This window comes from Sphingomonas sp. HF-S4 (assembly GCF_032911445.1).
Lineage (GTDB): Bacteria > Pseudomonadota > Alphaproteobacteria > Sphingomonadales > Sphingomonadaceae > Sphingomonas > Sphingomonas agrestis.
The window spans coordinates 2,669,258-2,686,167 of the sequence record NZ_JAWJEJ010000001.1 but is presented as its reverse complement, the minus strand read 5'-3'; the positions used below and the strand labels follow the sequence as shown (position 1 = coordinate 2,686,167).

14 protein-coding genes are annotated in these 16,910 nt (G+C 67.5%); 4 read left to right on the top strand and 10 right to left on the bottom strand.

Translation table 11 applies throughout. From position 1 onward, the window contains the following. Positions 1-16: 16 nt before the first annotated feature. Complete coding sequence (locus tag RZN05_RS12145) at positions 17-1,303, top strand: glycoside hydrolase family 130 protein (RefSeq protein WP_317226867.1); 1,287 nt, start codon at positions 17-19, stop codon at positions 1,301-1,303. Positions 1,304-1,348: 45 nt separating this feature from the next. Here the strand turns inward: RZN05_RS12145 and RZN05_RS12140 are convergent, their stop codons facing one another. The 5 genes from RZN05_RS12140 to hflK form a co-directional block, all read right to left on the bottom strand. Next, complete coding sequence (locus RZN05_RS12140; protein WP_317226866.1) at positions 1,349-3,370, bottom strand: OPT family oligopeptide transporter; 2,022 nt, start codon at positions 3,368-3,370, stop codon at positions 1,349-1,351. A gap of 130 nt (positions 3,371-3,500) precedes the next feature. Then, entirely contained in the window at positions 3,501-5,105 is a 1,605-nt protein-coding gene (locus RZN05_RS12135; protein WP_317226865.1) for a helicase HerA-like domain-containing protein, read from the bottom strand. 71 nt (positions 5,106-5,176) lie between these two features. After that, positions 5,177-6,685, bottom strand: a complete 1,509-nt coding sequence (locus RZN05_RS12130) for a Do family serine endopeptidase (RefSeq protein WP_317226864.1) — start codon at positions 6,683-6,685, stop codon at positions 5,177-5,179. 94 nt (positions 6,686-6,779) lie between these two features. Next, positions 6,780-7,637 carry a protease modulator HflC gene (gene hflC, locus RZN05_RS12125; RefSeq protein ID WP_317226863.1) on the bottom strand — a complete coding sequence of 286 codons (858 nt, stop codon included), beginning with the start codon at positions 7,635-7,637 and terminating at the stop codon, positions 6,780-6,782. Then, a complete protein-coding gene (gene hflK, locus RZN05_RS12120; protein ID WP_317226862.1) occupies positions 7,634-8,770 on the bottom strand; it encodes a protease modulator HflK in 1,137 nt (378 codons plus the stop codon). Before hflK ends, hflC begins: the two co-directional genes overlap by 4 nt. Positions 8,771-8,840: 70 nt before the next feature. Here hflK and RZN05_RS12115 point away from each other — a divergent pair, with 70 nt between their 5' ends. Further along, entirely contained in the window at positions 8,841-9,806 is a 966-nt protein-coding gene (locus RZN05_RS12115; protein WP_317226861.1) for an Mrp/NBP35 family ATP-binding protein, read from the top strand. A gap of 2 nt (positions 9,807-9,808) precedes the next feature. Continuing rightward, on the top strand, positions 9,809-10,246 hold the full coding sequence (locus RZN05_RS12110; protein WP_317226860.1) for a CoA-binding protein: 438 nt from the start codon (positions 9,809-9,811) through the stop codon (positions 10,244-10,246). 43 nt (positions 10,247-10,289) lie between these two features. On the opposite strand, the gene RZN05_RS12105 is transcribed toward RZN05_RS12110, so the two are convergent. From RZN05_RS12105 to RZN05_RS12085, 5 genes are read right to left on the bottom strand one after another with little or no spacing between them, the layout of a single operon-like run. Next, entirely contained in the window at positions 10,290-11,402 is a 1,113-nt protein-coding gene (locus RZN05_RS12105; protein WP_317226859.1) for an aminotransferase class V-fold PLP-dependent enzyme, read from the bottom strand. After that, positions 11,399-12,163 carry a tryptophan 2,3-dioxygenase gene (locus tag RZN05_RS12100; protein WP_317226858.1) on the bottom strand — a complete coding sequence of 255 codons (765 nt, stop codon included), beginning with the start codon at positions 12,161-12,163 and terminating at the stop codon, positions 11,399-11,401. The genes RZN05_RS12105 and RZN05_RS12100 overlap by 4 nt, the downstream gene beginning before the upstream one ends. 49 nt (positions 12,164-12,212) lie before the next feature. Further along, the gene (locus tag RZN05_RS12095; protein WP_317226857.1) at positions 12,213-12,884 is read right to left on the bottom strand and encodes a DUF6891 domain-containing protein; all 672 of its coding nucleotides are present in this window, start codon (positions 12,882-12,884) and stop codon (positions 12,213-12,215) included. A gap of 31 nt (positions 12,885-12,915) precedes the next feature. Further along, positions 12,916-13,734, bottom strand: a complete 819-nt coding sequence (gene dapD / locus RZN05_RS12090; protein ID WP_317226856.1) for a 2,3,4,5-tetrahydropyridine-2,6-dicarboxylate N-succinyltransferase — start codon at positions 13,732-13,734, stop codon at positions 12,916-12,918. A 1-nt stretch (position 13,735) separates the two neighbouring features. Then, positions 13,736-14,398 (bottom strand): pyrimidine 5'-nucleotidase, encoded by a 663-nt coding sequence (locus RZN05_RS12085; protein WP_317226855.1) that lies wholly within the window; start codon positions 14,396-14,398, stop codon positions 13,736-13,738. 124 nt (positions 14,399-14,522) lie between these two features. Here RZN05_RS12085 and RZN05_RS12080 point away from each other — a divergent pair, with 124 nt between their 5' ends. Next, positions 14,523-16,901: a S8 family peptidase gene (locus tag RZN05_RS12080; protein WP_317226854.1), complete on the top strand. Its 2,379-nt coding sequence runs from the start codon at positions 14,523-14,525 to the stop codon at positions 16,899-16,901. Positions 16,902-16,910 lie beyond the last annotated feature (9 nt).

Sequence of the window (16,910 nt, the reverse complement as noted above, 5' to 3'; positions counted from 1 at the left end):
GTCGAGCGGGGTACGAATGCAGGACTTGGTCAATCACGCGCTGCGGCTTCGCGCCGATCCCTCCAGAGTGGTCGTGCGTCCGTTTCACATCGCCTGGGCGCATAACGGCTCGGGCCCCAGCCGTTCCGAGCGCATCGTCCAGGAAGTGCTGGCGATGTCACCGGGTGAGGCAAGCGCGCAACTCGAGATCGTGCTCAAGGATTTCGAAGCGCGCCATTGGCAGACGCGCCGCGTGTTCATGACGCGCTACGACGAGATCGAGGCGATGCTCAAGCTCGACGGGAGCAAGATCGGCGACGAGAAGCGCCAGTTGCTCGGTGCCTATTTCTGTCACGAGTACAGCTATGCCGCCGCCGCGCTGATGAACCCGAGCGCGGTGCCGCATTACGACCAGACCGGCATGCCCAAGGGCAGCATGCGCATCCTGATGTCGCTGCGCGCGGTGGGCGAGGGGCATATCTCGTCGGTGTCGTTCCGCGAGGGCATCATCACCGACAAGAACGAACTGGTGCTCGCGCCGGAACCCCCTTTCGCCACCGCAGCCGATGCGCGCGAGGAAGAGGAGTCCAAGATGCCTGAGGGGCCGGTGACGGTCTATCGACACCGGGACTCGACCTTGTCGGGCACGGTGATCTTTCCGATCACCAAGGCGCAATCGAACGGGCTGGAAGACCTCCGCATCTGCCACTTCACCCATGACGATGGCAGCGAGGAATGGATCGGCACCTACACCGCCTATAACGGCTCGGTGATCCAGTCCGAGCTGATGCGCACGCGCGACTGGCGCGCGATCGATCTCGTGCCGATGAGCGGCGGCGCATCGCGCAACAAGGGCATGGCGCTGTTCCCCCGGAAGATCGACGGCAAATACATGATGCTCGGCCGGCAGGACGGCGAGAACATCTTCCTCCACACCTCCGACGACATCACCCATTGGGAAGGCGGCGAGCTGCTGATCAAGCCGCATTATCCCTGGGAGCTCGTCCAGATGGGCAATTGCGGGCCGCCGATCGAAGTCGACGAGGGCTGGCTGATGCTCACCCACGGCGTCGGCGCGATGCGGAAATATTCGATCGGCGCGGCGCTGCTCGACAAGAACGATCCGTCGAAGGTGCTCGCGCGTTCGAAGGAGCCGCTGCTCGCGGCGGCGGACCAGGACCGCGAAGGCTATGTCCCCAACGTCGTCTATACCTGCGGCGCGATCCGCCATGGGGAGAAGCTGTTCATCCCGTATGGCGTCGCTGACAGCTCGGTGGCGTTCGCCTTCGTGCCGATCAAGGCGCTGATCGATCAGATGGATTGATTTCCTGTTCCCCTCCCTGAGGGCGGGGAGGGGAATCGCAGGGTCTCACCGATAATTGGCGATGTCCTGGTCCACCGGCGGCTCGCTCGCGGGCGGAGCGCTGCGCACCAGCCGCCGCGTGGTCGCATAGGCCACCGCGATCAGCCCGAAGAACAGCAACGGCGCGATCCACAAAGCGACATGCTCGAAGCGCTCGCCCATCACCGCGAGCGGCGTATCGTTGGGCGGGATCGGCGAGTTGCGATTGGCCCAGGCGAGCACGCCCGCATAGGCGACTCCGAACAGCGATTCGCCGACGATCAGCCCGGTGGCGGCGAGCACGCCCATCCGCTCGGCGAATTCGGGATTGGCGCGGCGCTTGGCCCAGCGATTGTAGAAATGGCCGATCACGGCGCCGACCGGGATCAGCAGGGTTAGCGCCATCGGCAGGTAGATCCCCATACCCACTGCGAGCGGTGGCAGGCGCATCTTGCCGGTCTTGCCTAGCGTCTCGTCGAGCGCGATCACCGCCGCGCCGATCGCGGCGCCGAGCCCGATCAGCCCCCAGTCGATATCGCCGCCCAGCACGCCCTTGGCGATCGAAGAGATCAATGCCGCCTGGGGCGCCGCCAGCGCGTTCGGCCCCGCCCCGGGCATGCCGACGAAACCGAGCGTGTCCTTGAGCAGATCGAGCACCAAGGGGATCGCCAAGCTGCCGAAGATCACCCCCATCACCAGCGCGACCTGCTGCTTCCAAGGGGTGGCGCCGACGAGCTGGCCGGTTTTCAAGTCCTGGAGATTGTCGTTCGAGATCGTCGCGATCGAGAAGACGATCGCCGTGGTGAACAGCGCATAGGCGATCAGCGCGTTGGTCCGCGTCGGATCGGCCTCATGCCCGAAGATCGCGACCAGCAGCAGCGACGCGCCGAGCACGGCGAGGATGCCGACGCCCGAGACCGGCGAATTCGATGCGCCGATCAGCCCGGCCATATAGCCGCAGATCGCCGCGATCAGTACGCCGACGACGAGGATGTAGAGCAGCGATCCGCCGATCACCGCGACGGGATAGTCGTGCACCGGCCCGCCGGTCGAGAAGTCCCAGAGCAGCCAGGCGATCGGGGCGAGGACGAGCAGCGAGACCAAGGCGACCACGCCGATCGGCAAGTCACGCTCGGTGATGTCGAGCGCTTCGCCGCCCTTGCGCGCGCGCGACGCGGCGAGCGCCGAGCGCAGCCCCGAGACGATCGGCCCGATGATCTTGAGCAGCGACCAGATCGCCGCGACGCCGATCGTGCCCGCGCCGATGAAGCGCACCTGCCCGCGGAAGGTGCCACCGACCAGCGCGTCGATCCCCGCCGAGAAATCGCCCGACGACGCGAAATACGGCACAAGCACGGTCCACGAGATCAGCATCCCGAAGAACATCGCCGCGCCTACCGACAGCCCGACGAGATGGCCCACGCCGATCAGCAGCATCGACCAACTGGTCGAAAAGCCGGTGGCAGTGCCGCCGACCGCGAAGTTCTTGCCGGCTTCCTCGCCCACCAGCTTCATCTTGGCGAGCAGCGCGAACGCCCCGGAGAAGAGCGAGCCGAGAATCAGGATGCGCAACCCGCGCTTGTTCTCGGCATCGCCAACGGCCGAGTTGGAGCCCACCTTGAGCACTTCGGCGGCCGCAACGCCCTCGGGATAGGGCAGCGATGATCCGGTGACGAGCGCGCGGCGCAGCGGCACCGAGAACATCACGCCGAGGATGCCGCCGGTCGCGCACACCGCGACCGTGGTCCAATAGGGGAAGCCCGACCACCAGCCGACCATGATGAGCCCGGGCAGCACGAACACGATCGCCGCCAGCGTGCCCGCCGCGCTGGCGATCGTCTGGACGATGTTGTTCTCGAGGATGTTGTCGCCCTTGAACACCCGCAGCACCGCCATCGAAACCACCGCTGCGGGGATCGAGGTCGCGAAGGTGAGACCCACTTTCAATCCGGCATAGACGTTGGCGGCCGTGAACAGGATGGTGATCAGCGCCCCCAGAATGACGCCGCGCAGCGTCAGTTCGGAAAGCGGGCGGGGGGCGGTGGCCATTCGGCGCTCCTTGGAAACGTTTCACCGAGCTTAGGCACAAGTGGCGGGCGGGGGCAATGAAGGCCGGGGCCGCCGAGCGCCGAAGAACGGGCTATTCAGTCAGGTATGTCGATCCGGAAAATCGTCCCCTTCAGCCCCGGAACAGCCCGCCGAGTACGCCGCGCACCAGCTGCGCGCCCAGGCTCTGCGAGCGCCGCCCGCGTCCGCCGAACATCTCGCGGCCCACTTCATTGGCGACCTGCCGCCCGAGCGACGAGGCGGCGGCGCGGCCGGCCGAGGTCGCCATCTTGCCCCAGGGCGAGGTCGCCTGGGCGCGTTCGGTGGCGAGGCGAGTGCGCTCGGCTTCCTTGGCGACGCGCGCCTGCTGCTTCTCGCGCGCCGCTTCGGAGCGCGCGCTGTCATTCTCAGCCTGCGCCTCCGCGGCCGCGAACGCCGCTTCGTCGGCTTTCGCGGCAAGGATCTCCTCGGCGGATTCGCGGTCGATTGGCGTATCGTACTTGTCGCCCACCGCATCGGTGGCGATCAGCGTCGCGCGCTCGTCGGGGGTGAGTGGGCCGACTCGCGTGCCCGGTGCGCGGATCAGCGTGCGCTCGACCGGCGAGGGCGAGCCGTCGTCCTGAAGCACCGAGACCAGTGCCTCGCCGACTTTCAGCTCGGTGATCGCCTGGGCGACATCGACCTTGGGATTGGGGCGGAAAGTCTCGGCGGCCGAGCGCACCGCCTTGGCGTCCTTGGGCGTGAAGGCGCGTAGCGCGTGCTGGACGCGGTTGCCGAGCTGGCCGGCGACGTCCTCGGGAATATCCATGGGGTTCTGGGTGACGAAATAGACGCCGACGCCCTTCGAGCGGATCAGCCGCACGACCTGCTCAATCTTGTCGAGCAGCGCCTTGGGGGCGTCGTCGAACAGCAGGTGCGCCTCGTCGAAGAAGAAGACGAGCACCGGCTTGTCGGGGTCGCCGATCTCTGGAAGGATCTCGAACAGCTCCGAGAGCATCCACAAAAGGAAGCTGGCATAGAGCCGGGGCGACGCCATCAATTTGTCGGCGGCAAGGATGTTGACCACGCCGCGGCCGCGCTCGTCGGTGCGGATGAACTCGCCGATGTCGAGCGCGGGCTCGCCGAAGAAGCTGTTCCCGCCCTGGGTGCGCAATTGGAGCAGCTGGCGCTGGATCGTGCCGACGCTCGCCTTGGTGATATTGCCGAACTTGGTCGAGAGCTCGCTGGCACGCTCGGCGCAATGCGCCAGCATCGCCTGGAGGTCGTCGAGGTCGAGCAGCAGCAGGCCGTCCTCGTCGGCGACGTGGAAAGCGATGTTGAGCACGCCTTCCTGCGTGTCGTTGAGGTCGAGCAGCCGGGCAAGCAGCAGCGGGCCCATCTCCGAAACGGTGGCACGGATCGGATGCCCCGCCGCGCCGAACAGGTCCCAGAGCTGGACGGGGGTCTCGCCATAGCGCCAGTCCGCGTCACCGATCTCCTGTGCTCGCCTGGCAAAGATCTCATGGGTCTTGGCGACGGGCGATCCGGCCATGCCGAGCCCCGACAGGTCGCCCTTCACGTCGGAGACGAACACCGGCACGCCCGCGGCGGAGAAGCCTTCGGTCAGCGCCTGCAAGGTCACCGTCTTGCCGGTGCCGGTCGCGCCGGCGATCAGCCCGTGGCGATTGGCGCGGCGGAGCACCAATTCCTGCCGGGCGCCCTCGGCGCTGCCCAAGAAAATGCCCGTCTCTCCCGCCATCACCGAACTCCTCTACCGGAGTTCGCTTCTAGGGGAGAAACGGGCATTGGTCAGCCCGGTACGGCTATCGATCAGTTCGGAATCTGCACCGTCACATAGCGGCCCATGCCGCGGCGCTGGACGAACAGGAGCACCTGCTTGCCGCCGCTGCTCTTGGTCTGAGCGACGATCCGCGCCAGGTCCGCCGCGGTGCGCACAGGAGTGCGGTTGGCAGTGGTGATCAGGTCGCCGCGGGTCAGGCCCTTGCCGGCGGCGTCGCTGTTCGCATCCGCACCGAGCACCACCACGCCCTGCGCATTGGCATCGGCGCCGATCTGGCGCGCGATCTGCGGGGTGAGCGGAGTGACGGCGATGCCGAGCGAGGCAGCACCCATGGTCTCGCTGTCCTGCGGGTTGCTATCATTGTCCTCAAGGTCGAACTGCTGCTGGGCAAGTTCCTCGTCGGGCGGACGCGTGCCGAGGGTGAGCGTCACCGTCTGGCGCTTGCCGTCGCGGACCAGCTCGACCGGGATGCGCGTGCCAGGCGGGACATTGGCGACGAGGTAGCTCAGCGTCTGGTCGGGCGTGACGTCCTTGTTGTTGACCCGAACGATCACGTCGCCCTGGCGGATGCCGGCCTTTTCTGCGGCTTGACCCGGCTCGACGCGCGCGACGATCGTACCGTTGCCCTTGGGCACCCCAAATGAATCGGCGAGATCGGCGGTCAGATCCTGCATCTGGATGCCGAGGTAGCCGCGCTGGATCGTCTGGCCCTTCATCAGGCGATCGAGGATCGGCTTGGCTTCGGTCGACGGGATGGCGAAGCCGATGCCGACATTGCCGCCGGTGGGGGACAGGATCTGCGAGTTGATCCCGATGACGTTGCCACTGAGATCGAACAGCGGGCCACCCGAATTGCCGCGGTTGATCGAGGCGTCGGTCTGGATGAAGCGGTCGAACGCGCCGCCGACGGTCGAGCGGTGCAGTGCCGAGACGATGCCTGCGGTCACCGATCCACCCAGGCCGAACGGGCTGCCGATCGCGACCACCCAATCGCCGACTCGCGCCTGATTCGAATCGCCCAGGCGGACGAAGGGCAGGCCGGTGGCTTCGATCTTGAGGACCGCGAGGTCCGACGACGAATCGCGTCCGATCAGGCGCGCCTTATATTCCTTGCGGTCGTTGAGCGTGACGGTGATCGTCTCGACCACCGCGCCGCGCGTACCAGCAGTGACGACATGGTTGTTGGTGACGACATAGCCATCGGCCGAGATCAGGAAGCCCGAGCCGAGCGATTCGGCCTGGCGCGTGACCGGGCCGCCCCCGCCCTGGCCGCGGCCGAACATCTCGAACGGCGTGCCCTGGAACGGGTTCTGTTGCTGGACGGTGATGCGCTGCGTGGTCGAGATGTTGACCACCGCGGGCTGGAGCTTCTGCACCATGTCGGCGAAGCTCATTGGCGCGCCGGCCTTGGGTGCGCTTGCCTGGATCGCGCCGGGCTCGTTCTGCGCGGTCTGCGCGCCGGCGGGATAGTTGAGCGTCAGCGCGGTGGCGGCGCCGCCAAGGGCGAGGGCAGTGGTAAGGGCGTAGACGTAACGCACGTGGGCGAATCCTCTCGAAGGACGGGATAGCGTTCGGGTCAGCTTGTTACGCGAAGTTGCTGAACGCCGATTGAATATGAACGAGCGTGCAGCGTCATCGTTGCCCCATGAATTCGCGCAGATAGCTGTTCTGCGGCGACAGGATCACGGAGGTCTCGCCCTTGCCCTCGCCCTGGGCGAGGAACGTCGTCCGGTACGACTGCATCGCGCGGAAGAAGTCGTAGAAGGCGGGATCCTTGTTGAACGCCTGGGCATAGACCTGCGCGGCCTGCGCCTGGGCGGTGGCGCGGATGATCTGCGCTTCCTTGAGGCCCTGCGCCTTGATCGTCGCCGCTTCCTGGCGGCGCGCGGTCGCCATGCGATTGAGCGCGCTTTCCAGCGGCGAACCGCTCGGCAACTCGGTCTGCTTGATGCGGACGTCGACGATCTCGACGCCATATTGGCTGGCGAGGCGCTGGAGCGAATCCTGGATGTTGTCCATCACTTCGCCGCGCTCGGGGCTGAGCAACGTCGCCGAGGTGCGCTTGCCGAGCTCGTTGCGCAGCGACGATCCGAACAACGGCTGAAGCTGGTCGCGGACGCGCTCTTCCGAGCCCACCGTCACTACCATGCGCAGCGGATCGACGACGCGGAACCGCGCATAGGCATCGACTTCGAGGCGGAGCTGGTCGGTCGACAGCACCGGCTGGTTGGGCAGGTCGATATCGAGCACGCGCTTGTCGACCCAGACGACGCGATCGATGAACGGCAGGCGGAAGATCGGGCCCGCCTGGGTGCGGCCATATTGCTCGTTGGGTTTGTACGCGTTGATCGTACGATAGGGCTGTTCGAGCCGCAGGATCACCGCCTGCTTGCTCTCGGGGACGATAGCAATCGTGCTCATCAGCACGACGAGCAGAGCGATCAGGGCGATGGCCACGCCGATCGGGCTACGGAACCAGGCGGCGCTCATTGCGCGCCTCCGCTTTGCGCGCGGGGCTGGGCAGGGGCCTCGGCCGCGGGCGTGCTACCGCCACCGCGCATCGCGGGCAGGGGCAGGTATGGCGTCACGCCGGGCGCTTCGACGATCGTCTTGTTGGTGCGGGACAGGATCTGCTCCATCGTCTCGTAATAGATGCGGCGGCGCGTCACTTCGGGCGCCGCCTTGTACTGTTCGTAGATCTTGTCGAACTCGGCGGCCTCGCCCTGCGCGGCGGCGAGCACCTGCTGGGCATAGGCATTGGCGTTGTTTTTGTTGGCCTGCGCCTCCTGCTGCGCGGCGGTGACCTGCTTGAAGTCCTCGTCGACGGCCTGGGGTGCTGCGGCCTTCTGGATCGCGACGCCCTGGATGCGGATGCCCGAATGATATTGGTCGAGAATCTGCTGGATCGCAGCCTGAACCTGCCCTTCGATCGCGGCGCGGCCCTGGCCGATCGCCTGGTTGAGCGTAGTGGTGGCGACCACGGCGCGCATCGCGCTTTCGGCGGTAGCGCGCACCGTGTCCTCGGGCCGGGCGATCTGGAATTTGTAGTCGACCGCGCTGCGGATGTCCCAGCGCACCGAATAGGCCAGGTCGACGATGTTCTGGTCACCGGTCAGCATCAAATTTTCGCCGCCGGTCGGGAAGTTCTCGGTGCGGATATTGGCGACGTCTACGACGTCGACCAATTGGAGCGGTGCAGGCAGCGTGAAGCGCACGCCCGGCGTCAGCGTGGTCGAATAGCTGCCTAGCGTGGTGACGATGCCGCGCTCGCGCGGGCCGATCGGGTGGATGCTGGTGAACAGCACCCAGATCAGCAGCAGCGCGCCGATCACCATCGTCCACAGCCGCGTTCCGCTGGGCAGGCCCGGAACGCCGGGGCCGCCGCCGCCGCGCGCGCGCTTGAGCAATTCGTCCAGGCTGGTCGCGCCGGGGCGGGGGCGCTTGCCGTCGGGCGGGAACGACCAGGGATTGCGCGGGCCACCGCCGCCACCGCCGCCATTGCCGTTACCGGAGCCGCCGCCATTGCCGGAGCCGCCGCTTCCGCCGCCACTGCCCCACGGACTCTTGGGAGCTTCGTTCTTGAAGATGCCGGCCAGTCCGCGCCAGCCCGATAGGTTCACCATCCTGCCTTTATAAGGCGGCATCCGTGGATTTACAGTGGCAGGGAGCGATTGTGCGCCTATCTGGCGCGTAATGAATGATGTCCACAGCTTGAAAGCGGCGCTCGCGCCGATTGCGGCGGGCCGCGCCAGCGCCCGAATCGAAGACGGACGGGCGAGCATCGTGCTCGACGTCACTGGCCTCGGCAAGGCAGCGGGCGAGGAGCTCGAGGCCGATGTCCGCCGTGTTGCGCAGGGCGTGGCCGGGGTGCGCGAAGTTCGCGTGCTGCTGACCAGCGAGCGGCGCGCGCGGCGGCTGATCGCGGTAGCGAGCGGCAAGGGCGGCGTGGGCAAGTCGACCATCGCGGCGAATCTCGCAATCGCGCTGGCGAAGCGCGGGCGGCGCGTCGGCCTGGTCGATGCCGATATCTATGGTCCGTCGCAGACTCGGCTGCTCGGCGTCGACGGCATTCGCCCCGAATCGCGCGAGAAGACGTTGCTCCCCGTTCCGACCCGATTCGGCGTGCCGCTGCTGTCGATGGGCGGGCTGGTGCCCGAGGGGCAGGCGATCGCGTGGCGCGGATCGATGGCGGGCGGCGCGCTCGGCCAGATGGTCGACGCCGATTGGGGGGATGCCGAGCTGCTGATCCTCGATCTGCCGCCGGGCACCGGCGACTTGCAGCTGACGATGGTCCAGAAGCACAAGCCGGCGGGCGCGGTGATCGTCTCGACCCCGCAGGACCTCGCGCTGATCGACGCTACCCGCGCGATCGACCTGTTCAACAAGGTCGATGTGCCGATCATCGGCGTGATCGAGAACATGGCGGGCTATGTCTGTCCGCATTGCGGGGAGGTTTCGGACCCGTTCGGCAGCGGCGGCGCGGAGGCGGCGGCGGCGAAGATGGGGTTGCCCTTCCTCGGCCGGGTGCCGCTCGAGCTGGCGATCCGCACCGCTTCGGACGCCGGCGAGCCGCCGGCTGCGGGGAACGGCCCGCAGGCGGAGACGTTCGCTTCCCTGGCGGCGCAGCTCGACGGATGGCTGACCGCAAACGGAGGCTGACCATGCCGCTGACACGCGACGAGGATATCAAGGAACTGCTCGAGGAGACGCGGACGATCGCAATGATCGGCGCGTCGGATCGCCCCGATCGGCCGAGCTATGGCGTGATGGCCTATCTCCAGAGCCGCGGCTACCGCGTGATCCCGGTCAACCCGCAGATCACCGGCGAGCATATCCACGGCGAATTCGTCTTCCGCGAGCTGAGCCAGATCGGAGAACCGATCGACATGGTCGATATCTTCCGCCGCTCGATCGCCGCGGGTGAAGCCGTGGACGAAGCGATCGCGGCTGGGGCGAAGTCGGTATGGCTGCAGATCGGCGTAATCAACGAAGAGGCGGCAGCGCGGGCCGAGGCGGCAGGGTTGAAAGTGGTGATGGACCGCTGTCCGAAGATCGACATCCCGCGGCTTGGCGTGCCACGAGTCGACGGGGCGCACTAGCGCATCCGTGCTCCGGCGAAGGACGGGGCCGCGTACCCCTCACCTACAGTCGCTCTAGGGTCCAGATCAGCCCTTCGAGGTCGCGCGCATCCTGGTACAACCCGAAACCGATCCGCAGCACGTCGCCGCGAACATCGACGATCACGTCCTGCGCCTCCAGCGCCGCCTTCCACGCCGCCGCGTGCGGCGATCGCAACGCCACGAACCGCGCCGGCGATCCCGGATTGAGCAACTCCGCTTCGATCGGCAGCCGCGCCAACAGCGCGTCGCGCAGCTCCGCCGCATGTGCCGCGATGTCCGCGGTGCGCAGCCCCTCCTGCCGCAGCATGTCGCGCACTGCGACGAAGCGGTAGATCCCCGAAGGATCGAAGGTCGCGCCGAGGAAGCGCCGCGCGTCGGGTGCGTAGCCGACGCGCCCCGGAGGCAAGGAGAGGTCGTCGAACTCGGCATACCAGCCGGTGATCTCGGGCCGCGAGCCGAAGCCGGGCGGGGCATGAAGGAAGGCACAGCCCTCGCCCGCCATCGCATATTTGTATCCACCGGCGAGGTAGAAGACGCGGTCGGCGACGGCGGAGAGATCGGTCTCCATCGCCATGAAGCCGTGATAGCCGTCGATCACCACCCACGGTCCCTCCGGCCGCGCGAGTGCCGCGAGTTCGGCCACCTGCTCGAAGACATGGCCGGTGCCGAACTGGACTTGGCTAACGAACACCAGGTCGTGGTCCCCGCTGCATGCGCGTTCGACAATGCGGTTCAGCGGCACGCGCTCCACCGTCACCGTTCCCGCCTCTTCCCAGCGGACGCTTTGCCGGCGGAAGCTGTGGAACTCGCCGTCGGTCGCCAGGATACGCAGCGGCCGACGAGGCAAGGCCGAGACGATGCGAAGCAGCAGTTCATGGCTATTTGGCGCGAACACGACGGTGGAGGGATCGGGCAGCCCCAGCTCGGCGGCGACATGCCCCTGCGCCGCGGGCCAGATTTCGCCCATCACCCGCTCCCACTTGCGGTCGGCGAGGCGCACCCCGTCTTCCCAGGCGGCGAGCTGGCCGAGATACGAGGCGTCGGGCCATAGATGGTGCGAATGCGCCGCGAAGTGCAGCCGTTCGGGCGCCGCCGCGATCGCGCGCTGGAACAGGTGCTTGTAGCTGGCCGTCACAGCTGCGTCCGCAGCGACCAGAGTTCGGGGAAGGCGCGCTTCTTGAGCGTCGATTCGAGATACGGGACGCCGGGCGTGCCGCCGGTCCCCTGCTTCATCCCGATCACCCGGCTGACGGTGAGGACGTGCTTGTGCCGCCACGTCGCCATCGCGTCGTCGATATCGACCAGCTTCTCGGCGAACTGATAGAGATCCCAATGCGTCGTCGGATCGCGATAGACCTGGGCCCAGGCATCCTCGACGCCCTGATTCGGCGCATAGGGCTGCGGCCAGTCGCGCGCCAGCGCTTCGTTCGGCACCGCGAACCCCGCTGCCGCGAGCGCGGCATTGGCGTCGTCCCACAGACTGGGCTCCGCGGCATATTGCTGGCTGAGCGGCCCCGGCACGCCGCCGCCGCGCACCCCGAGCAGGGTCTCGACGGCGCGGAACTGGTCCGACTGGAACCCCGAGCTCGGCCCCAGCACTTCGCGAAAACGAGTATAGTCGGAGGGCGTCATCGTCGCGAGCACGTCCCAGCTCAGCGTCATCACGGCCTGGATGCGGCTGATCCGCGCGAGATTCTTGTACGCCTCGATCAGCCGGCCCCCGCGGACCAGCGCCTTGGCGGGCAGCAGTTCGGCGAGGACCTGCTTGAGCCACAGCTCCTTAGTCTGGTGGATGATGATGAACAGCAGCTCGTCGTCGAGATCCGAGAGCGGATGCTGTGCGGCGAGAAGCTGGTCGAGCGCGAGATAGCGCCCATAGGTCATGGGTTCGGTCATGAACCGCTATTACGGCGCAGTGGAAGGCGGCGCCAGAGAGCCCAGAAGCTCAGACGGTTGCCACGCCGCGCCGCTTCTTCCAATCGAGCGTCACGCCGATCCGCTGGCTCCAGCTCCCGTCCCAGTGGGTTGCAAGTCCCTGCGATTCGAGTTCGGCGATGATGTCGCGGGCGATCGCCAGCGCTGCCTCCTCGCCTTCCTCGCATGCGCCATAGCCGAGATAGATACCGGACCCCTCCACGGCGCTATCGGTATCCTGCATATGGTAAAAGGCGTAGCCGCGCGCCGGGAGCCCCGCATCCTGGGCAGTATGGATCTCGTCCCAGATCTCGGTGGATCCGCAGGTGCCGCAGCAGGTGAAATTCTGGCGCGCGATCACGCCATCGGCCTCCAGCGCGGCGAAGGCGGCGTCGAGCCGGTCGCAGTCGGTCACCTTCGGCCATTCGGCCTCGCGCGCGGCGTGCTCTGCCAGCGTTTCGCGCAGCAGGCGCGGCGCATCGCGGCGTATCAGGGCCGGATCGATCTCGTCGTCGAAATATTCGGGAAGGTTGGTGAGGATCGCATCCTCGTCGTAAAAACCGTTCGCGATGTCGGCGCGGATCTTGTCGCGGAGCATCGCGATGGGATCGTCCGCAGTATCGCCCTGGTCGGACGCCGCCGGCAGCTCGCGAGAGTCGCCGCCTCCTGCCCAGCCGAACAACCGTCTGATGAACGATTTCACCCTTGCCTCCCAAGCCGATCCAGTCTCCGGGTCAGTCCCGCAGCAACTCGTTGATCCCGGTCTTGCTCCGCGTCTGCGCGTCGACCGTCTTGACGATCACCGCGCAGTACAGCGCCGGCTTGCCCTCGCCCCCGCCGATGCTGCCGGGCACCACCACCGAATAAGGCGGCACCTGCCCGCGATGGACCTCGCCGGTCGCGCGGTCGATGATCTTGGTCGAGGCGCCGAGATACACGCCCATCGAGAGCACCGCACCCTCGCCGACGCGGACGCCCTCGGCCACCTCGGCGCGCGCGCCGATGAACGCGCCGTCGCCGATGATGACGGGATCGGCCTGGAGCGGCTCAAGCACCCCGCCGATGCCGACGCCGCCCGAGAGGTGGACGTTCTTGCCGATCTGCGCGCAGCTGCCCACGGTCGCCCAGCCGTCGACCATCGTGCCTTCGCCGACATAGGCACCGATATTGACGAAGCTCGGCATCAGCACCGCGCCCTTGGCAATATGCGCGCCGCGCCGCACGATGGATCCGGGCACTGCGCGGAAGCCGGCCGCGCGGAACGCCGCTTCGTCCCAGCCGGCGAACTTGCTCGGCACCTTGTCGAACCAATTGGCGCCGCCGGGGCCCTCGATCACGACATTGTCGTTGAGCCGGAAGCTCAGCAGCACGGCTTTTTTGAGCCACTGGTTGACCTGCCAGCCGTCCGCGCTGGGTTCGGCGACGCGCGCCGCACCGCTATCGAGCAAGTCGAGCGCCTCGGCCACGGCCTCGCGCACCGCGCCTTGCGTGTCGACGCCAAGATTGGCCCGGTCTTCCCAGGCGGCGTCGATCGTCGATGCGAGGTCGGTCACGTCAGTCCTCCAATATTTCGTGCAGCCAATGGCCGAGGTCGGTCACGGTATAGTCGATGAAGCTGCGGTCCTGCTCGGGTCCCTGCTCGGAACCGTTGTCGATCCAGACCGTCGCCATGCCGATCGCCTTGGCGGGCTTCAGGTTGCGGGCCATGTCGTCGACGAACAGCGATTTCGTAGGGTCGAGGCCATAGGCCTCGCACAGGCCCTGATAAGCGAGCGGATCGGGCTTTGGGCGGTATTGCGTCGCATGGACGTCGTGGATCGCCTCGAACGTGTCGGCCAGCCCGAGCCGGTCGAGCACCTTGGTGGCGTAGGGCGCGTCGCCATTGGTGAAGACCAGCTTGCGCCCCGGAAGCCGCGCGAGCGCCTCGATCAACGCCTCGTTGCGCTCGAGCAGGCTCATGTCCACGTCATGGACGAAATCGAGATAATGGTGCGGATCGGTGCCATGTTCCGACATCAAGCCGGCCAGGGTCGTGCCGTGCGCGTGGAAATATCCCTTTTGGATGCGGTGCGCTTCCTCAGGTCCACATTTCAGCAGTGTTTCCACATATTCGCCGATCCGAGCGTCTATCATAGGGAAGAGATTGGCGCTCACCGGATAGAGCGTGTTGTCCAGATCGAAGATCCAGTTGCGGATATGGGCCAGCGCGGGAAGCATCGGAGCGGGGCTCTACGGAGTGGACGCCATGCCCGCAAGGCGGCAGGGAAGATTAGCGTTAACGCCCCGGAATGGCTGCATAAACTATCGGTGCCATTGGGCAGTTTCCAACAGGATCGGCGATATGCGGGCAATATTCCACGCGCGGTTGATGCAGGGCGTAGCGATCGGCGGTCTGCTGGCGCTCGCCGCATGCGGCGGTGGCAGCGGCGGCGGCAGCCGTCCCGCGCCGATCCCGGCGCCCGCCCCGCCGCCTGTGCCGGTGTCCACGCCGACACCGACTCCCGCGCCGGTCCCAACTCCCACGCCGAGTCCCGCCCCTACGCCGACGGTGAACTATGATACCGCCGAATATCGTGCGACGATCGGCGCGATCTCAATGAATGCGCTCACCGCTTATACGCACGGCGGCACCGGCGCCGGCATTCGCGTCGGGGTGATCGACAGTGGCATCGACCTGCAGAGCGCCGAGTTTGGCGACTGTTCGGGCGGAGTCGGAACCGGAAGCTGTCGAATCGCCGCCGCCTCGATCGCAGCTGCGGGCAATGCCAGCATCGACGACGAAGGTGGGCACGGCACGGCGGTCGCCTTCACTATCGCGGGGCGTCGCAACGATGTAGGCACGCACGGCGTCGCCTTCGACGCACAGCTGATCGTCGCGCGCGCCGACACGCCGGGCACCTGCACCGATACCGGCGACGATGGCGGCTGCAGCTTCGGCGACAACGCCATCGCCGCGGGGCTCGACGCCGCGCGGACCGGCGGCGCGCGCGTGGTCAACATCTCGCTCGGCGGCGATGCGCCCAATGCCCGGCTGCTCCGCGCGATCAGCGACGCGACCGCGGCGGGGATCGTCATCGTGATCTCGGCGGGCAATGACGGTGCCAAGGCCGAGGGCGTCAATCCCGATCCCTTCGCCGCGGGCGCTGCCGCCAGCGCAGGTGCGCGCGGGCTGGTGATCATCGCCGGCTCGGTGGGCACCAACGACCAGATCTCGAGCTTCAGCAACCGCGCCGGCACGGGCGCCAACACCTTTCTAGCCGCGGTCGGCGAGCGCGTGCGCGCCCCCGACGAGAACGCGACGCCGCTGCTCTGGTCGGGCACGTCCTTCTCGGCGCCGCAGATCGCGGGCGCGGTGGCGCTGCTCGCCCAAGCTTTCCCCAACCTCACCGGCGCGCAGATCGTCCAGCTGCTCTACGCCACGGCGCGTGACGCCGGCGAAGCGGGGATCGATGCGATCTATGGCCGCGGCGTGATCGACCTCACGCGTGCCTTCCAGCCGGTGGGCACGACTTCGCTCGCGGGATCGACCGGCGTGGTCTCGAGCGGGGTCAACGGCGCCCTGTCGCTGCCGATGGGGGATGCCCGGCAGGGCGCGCTCGGCGCGGTCGTGCTCGATTCGTTCGACCGTGCCTTCGCCACCGAGCTGGCGCGGACGATCGTCCGCCAGGGACCGGCCCGCCGCCTGCCTGCGCTGATGGCGACGCGCCAGCGCAGCTTCTCGGCCGGGGTGCGCGACCTGAACGTCGCCGTCTCGCTGGTGCCGGCGCGCGACACGGTGCGGCTCGAGCCGCTCGGCATCGGTACGCGCGACGCCAATGTCGCGCGGATGCTCGCCGCAACGGTGAGCGGCAAGCTCGGCAGCACCGCGCAGTTCGCGATCGGCGCGTCGGAGACGGGTAATACGCTCACTGCGCGGCTGGCAGGACGCGACGATCCGGCCTTTCTCGTCGCGCGCGATCCGCTGCGCGATGCGGGTTTCGACGTCGATGTGCAGGGCTCGGTGGCGGTGCGCCACCCGCTCGGGCGCTGGGGCGTGAGCCTCGCGCAGGAGCAGGGACAGGTGCTCAGCCGGCGCGAGACGCAGTTCGCGGCGCTGCGCTGGGATGCACAGCGATCGGGCTATTGGCGCACGACGCTGGGGCTCGACCGCGCACTCGGCGACCTGCGCGTCGGCGTGTCGGTCACGCGGCTCAGCGAGCGCGACACGGTGCTCGGCGCGCGGTTCAGCGGCGGGCTGGGCGGTGCGCGCGCGGACAGCAATTTCGTCGATCTCGGGCTGCGTTACGAGATGGGCGAGGGCTGGTCGCTGGGCGGCTCGATGCGGCAGGGCCGGACCAAGGCCAAGCTGCGCAACGGCGTCGAGGGCGGGGGCATGATCCGCACCAGCGCGTTCGCCGCGGATATCGGCAAGGACGGGCTCTTCGCCGACGCGGACAGCTTCGGACTGCGCATCGCCCAGCCGCTCCGTGTGGCCAGCGGCGGAATCGGCATCGCGCTCCCCGCCGACTGGGATTACGCGACGATGTCGGTGAGCGCCTGGGACAAGGGGTTCATCAACCTGGCGCCACAGGGCCGCGAGGTCGATTACGAGCTGCGGTATGCCTTGCCCGTGTTTGGCGGGAGCCTGAGCAGCAACCTGTTCCTGCGCCGCAACCCAGGCAACTACGCCGCTTTGCCGAGCGACAAGGGCGGAGCGGTGCGGCTGACCTTGGGGTTCTGAGAAACTGCT

Bases quoted from the DNA above. Each gene is read 5' to 3' on its own strand.
- RZN05_RS12145 (WP_317226867.1), top strand. From the start codon at position 17: ATGCAGGACTTGGTCAATCACGCGCTGCGGCTTCGCGCCGATCCCTCC.
- RZN05_RS12140 (WP_317226866.1), bottom strand. From the start codon at position 3,370: ATGGCCACCGCCCCCCGCCCGCTTTCCGAACTGACGCTGCGCGGCGTC.
- RZN05_RS12135 (WP_317226865.1), bottom strand. From the start codon at position 5,105: ATGGCGGGAGAGACGGGCATTTTCTTGGGCAGCGCCGAGGGCGCCCGG.
- hflC (WP_317226863.1), bottom strand. From the start codon at position 7,637: ATGAGCGCCGCCTGGTTCCGTAGCCCGATCGGCGTGGCCATCGCCCTG.
- hflK (WP_317226862.1), bottom strand. From the start codon at position 8,770: ATGGTGAACCTATCGGGCTGGCGCGGACTGGCCGGCATCTTCAAGAAC.
- RZN05_RS12115 (WP_317226861.1), top strand. From the start codon at position 8,841: ATGAATGATGTCCACAGCTTGAAAGCGGCGCTCGCGCCGATTGCGGCG.
- RZN05_RS12110 (WP_317226860.1), top strand. From the start codon at position 9,809: ATGCCGCTGACACGCGACGAGGATATCAAGGAACTGCTCGAGGAGACG.
- RZN05_RS12100 (WP_317226858.1), bottom strand. From the start codon at position 12,163: ATGACCGAACCCATGACCTATGGGCGCTATCTCGCGCTCGACCAGCTT.
- RZN05_RS12085 (WP_317226855.1), bottom strand. From the start codon at position 14,398: ATGCTTCCCGCGCTGGCCCATATCCGCAACTGGATCTTCGATCTGGAC.
- RZN05_RS12080 (WP_317226854.1), top strand. From the start codon at position 14,523: ATGCGGGCAATATTCCACGCGCGGTTGATGCAGGGCGTAGCGATCGGC.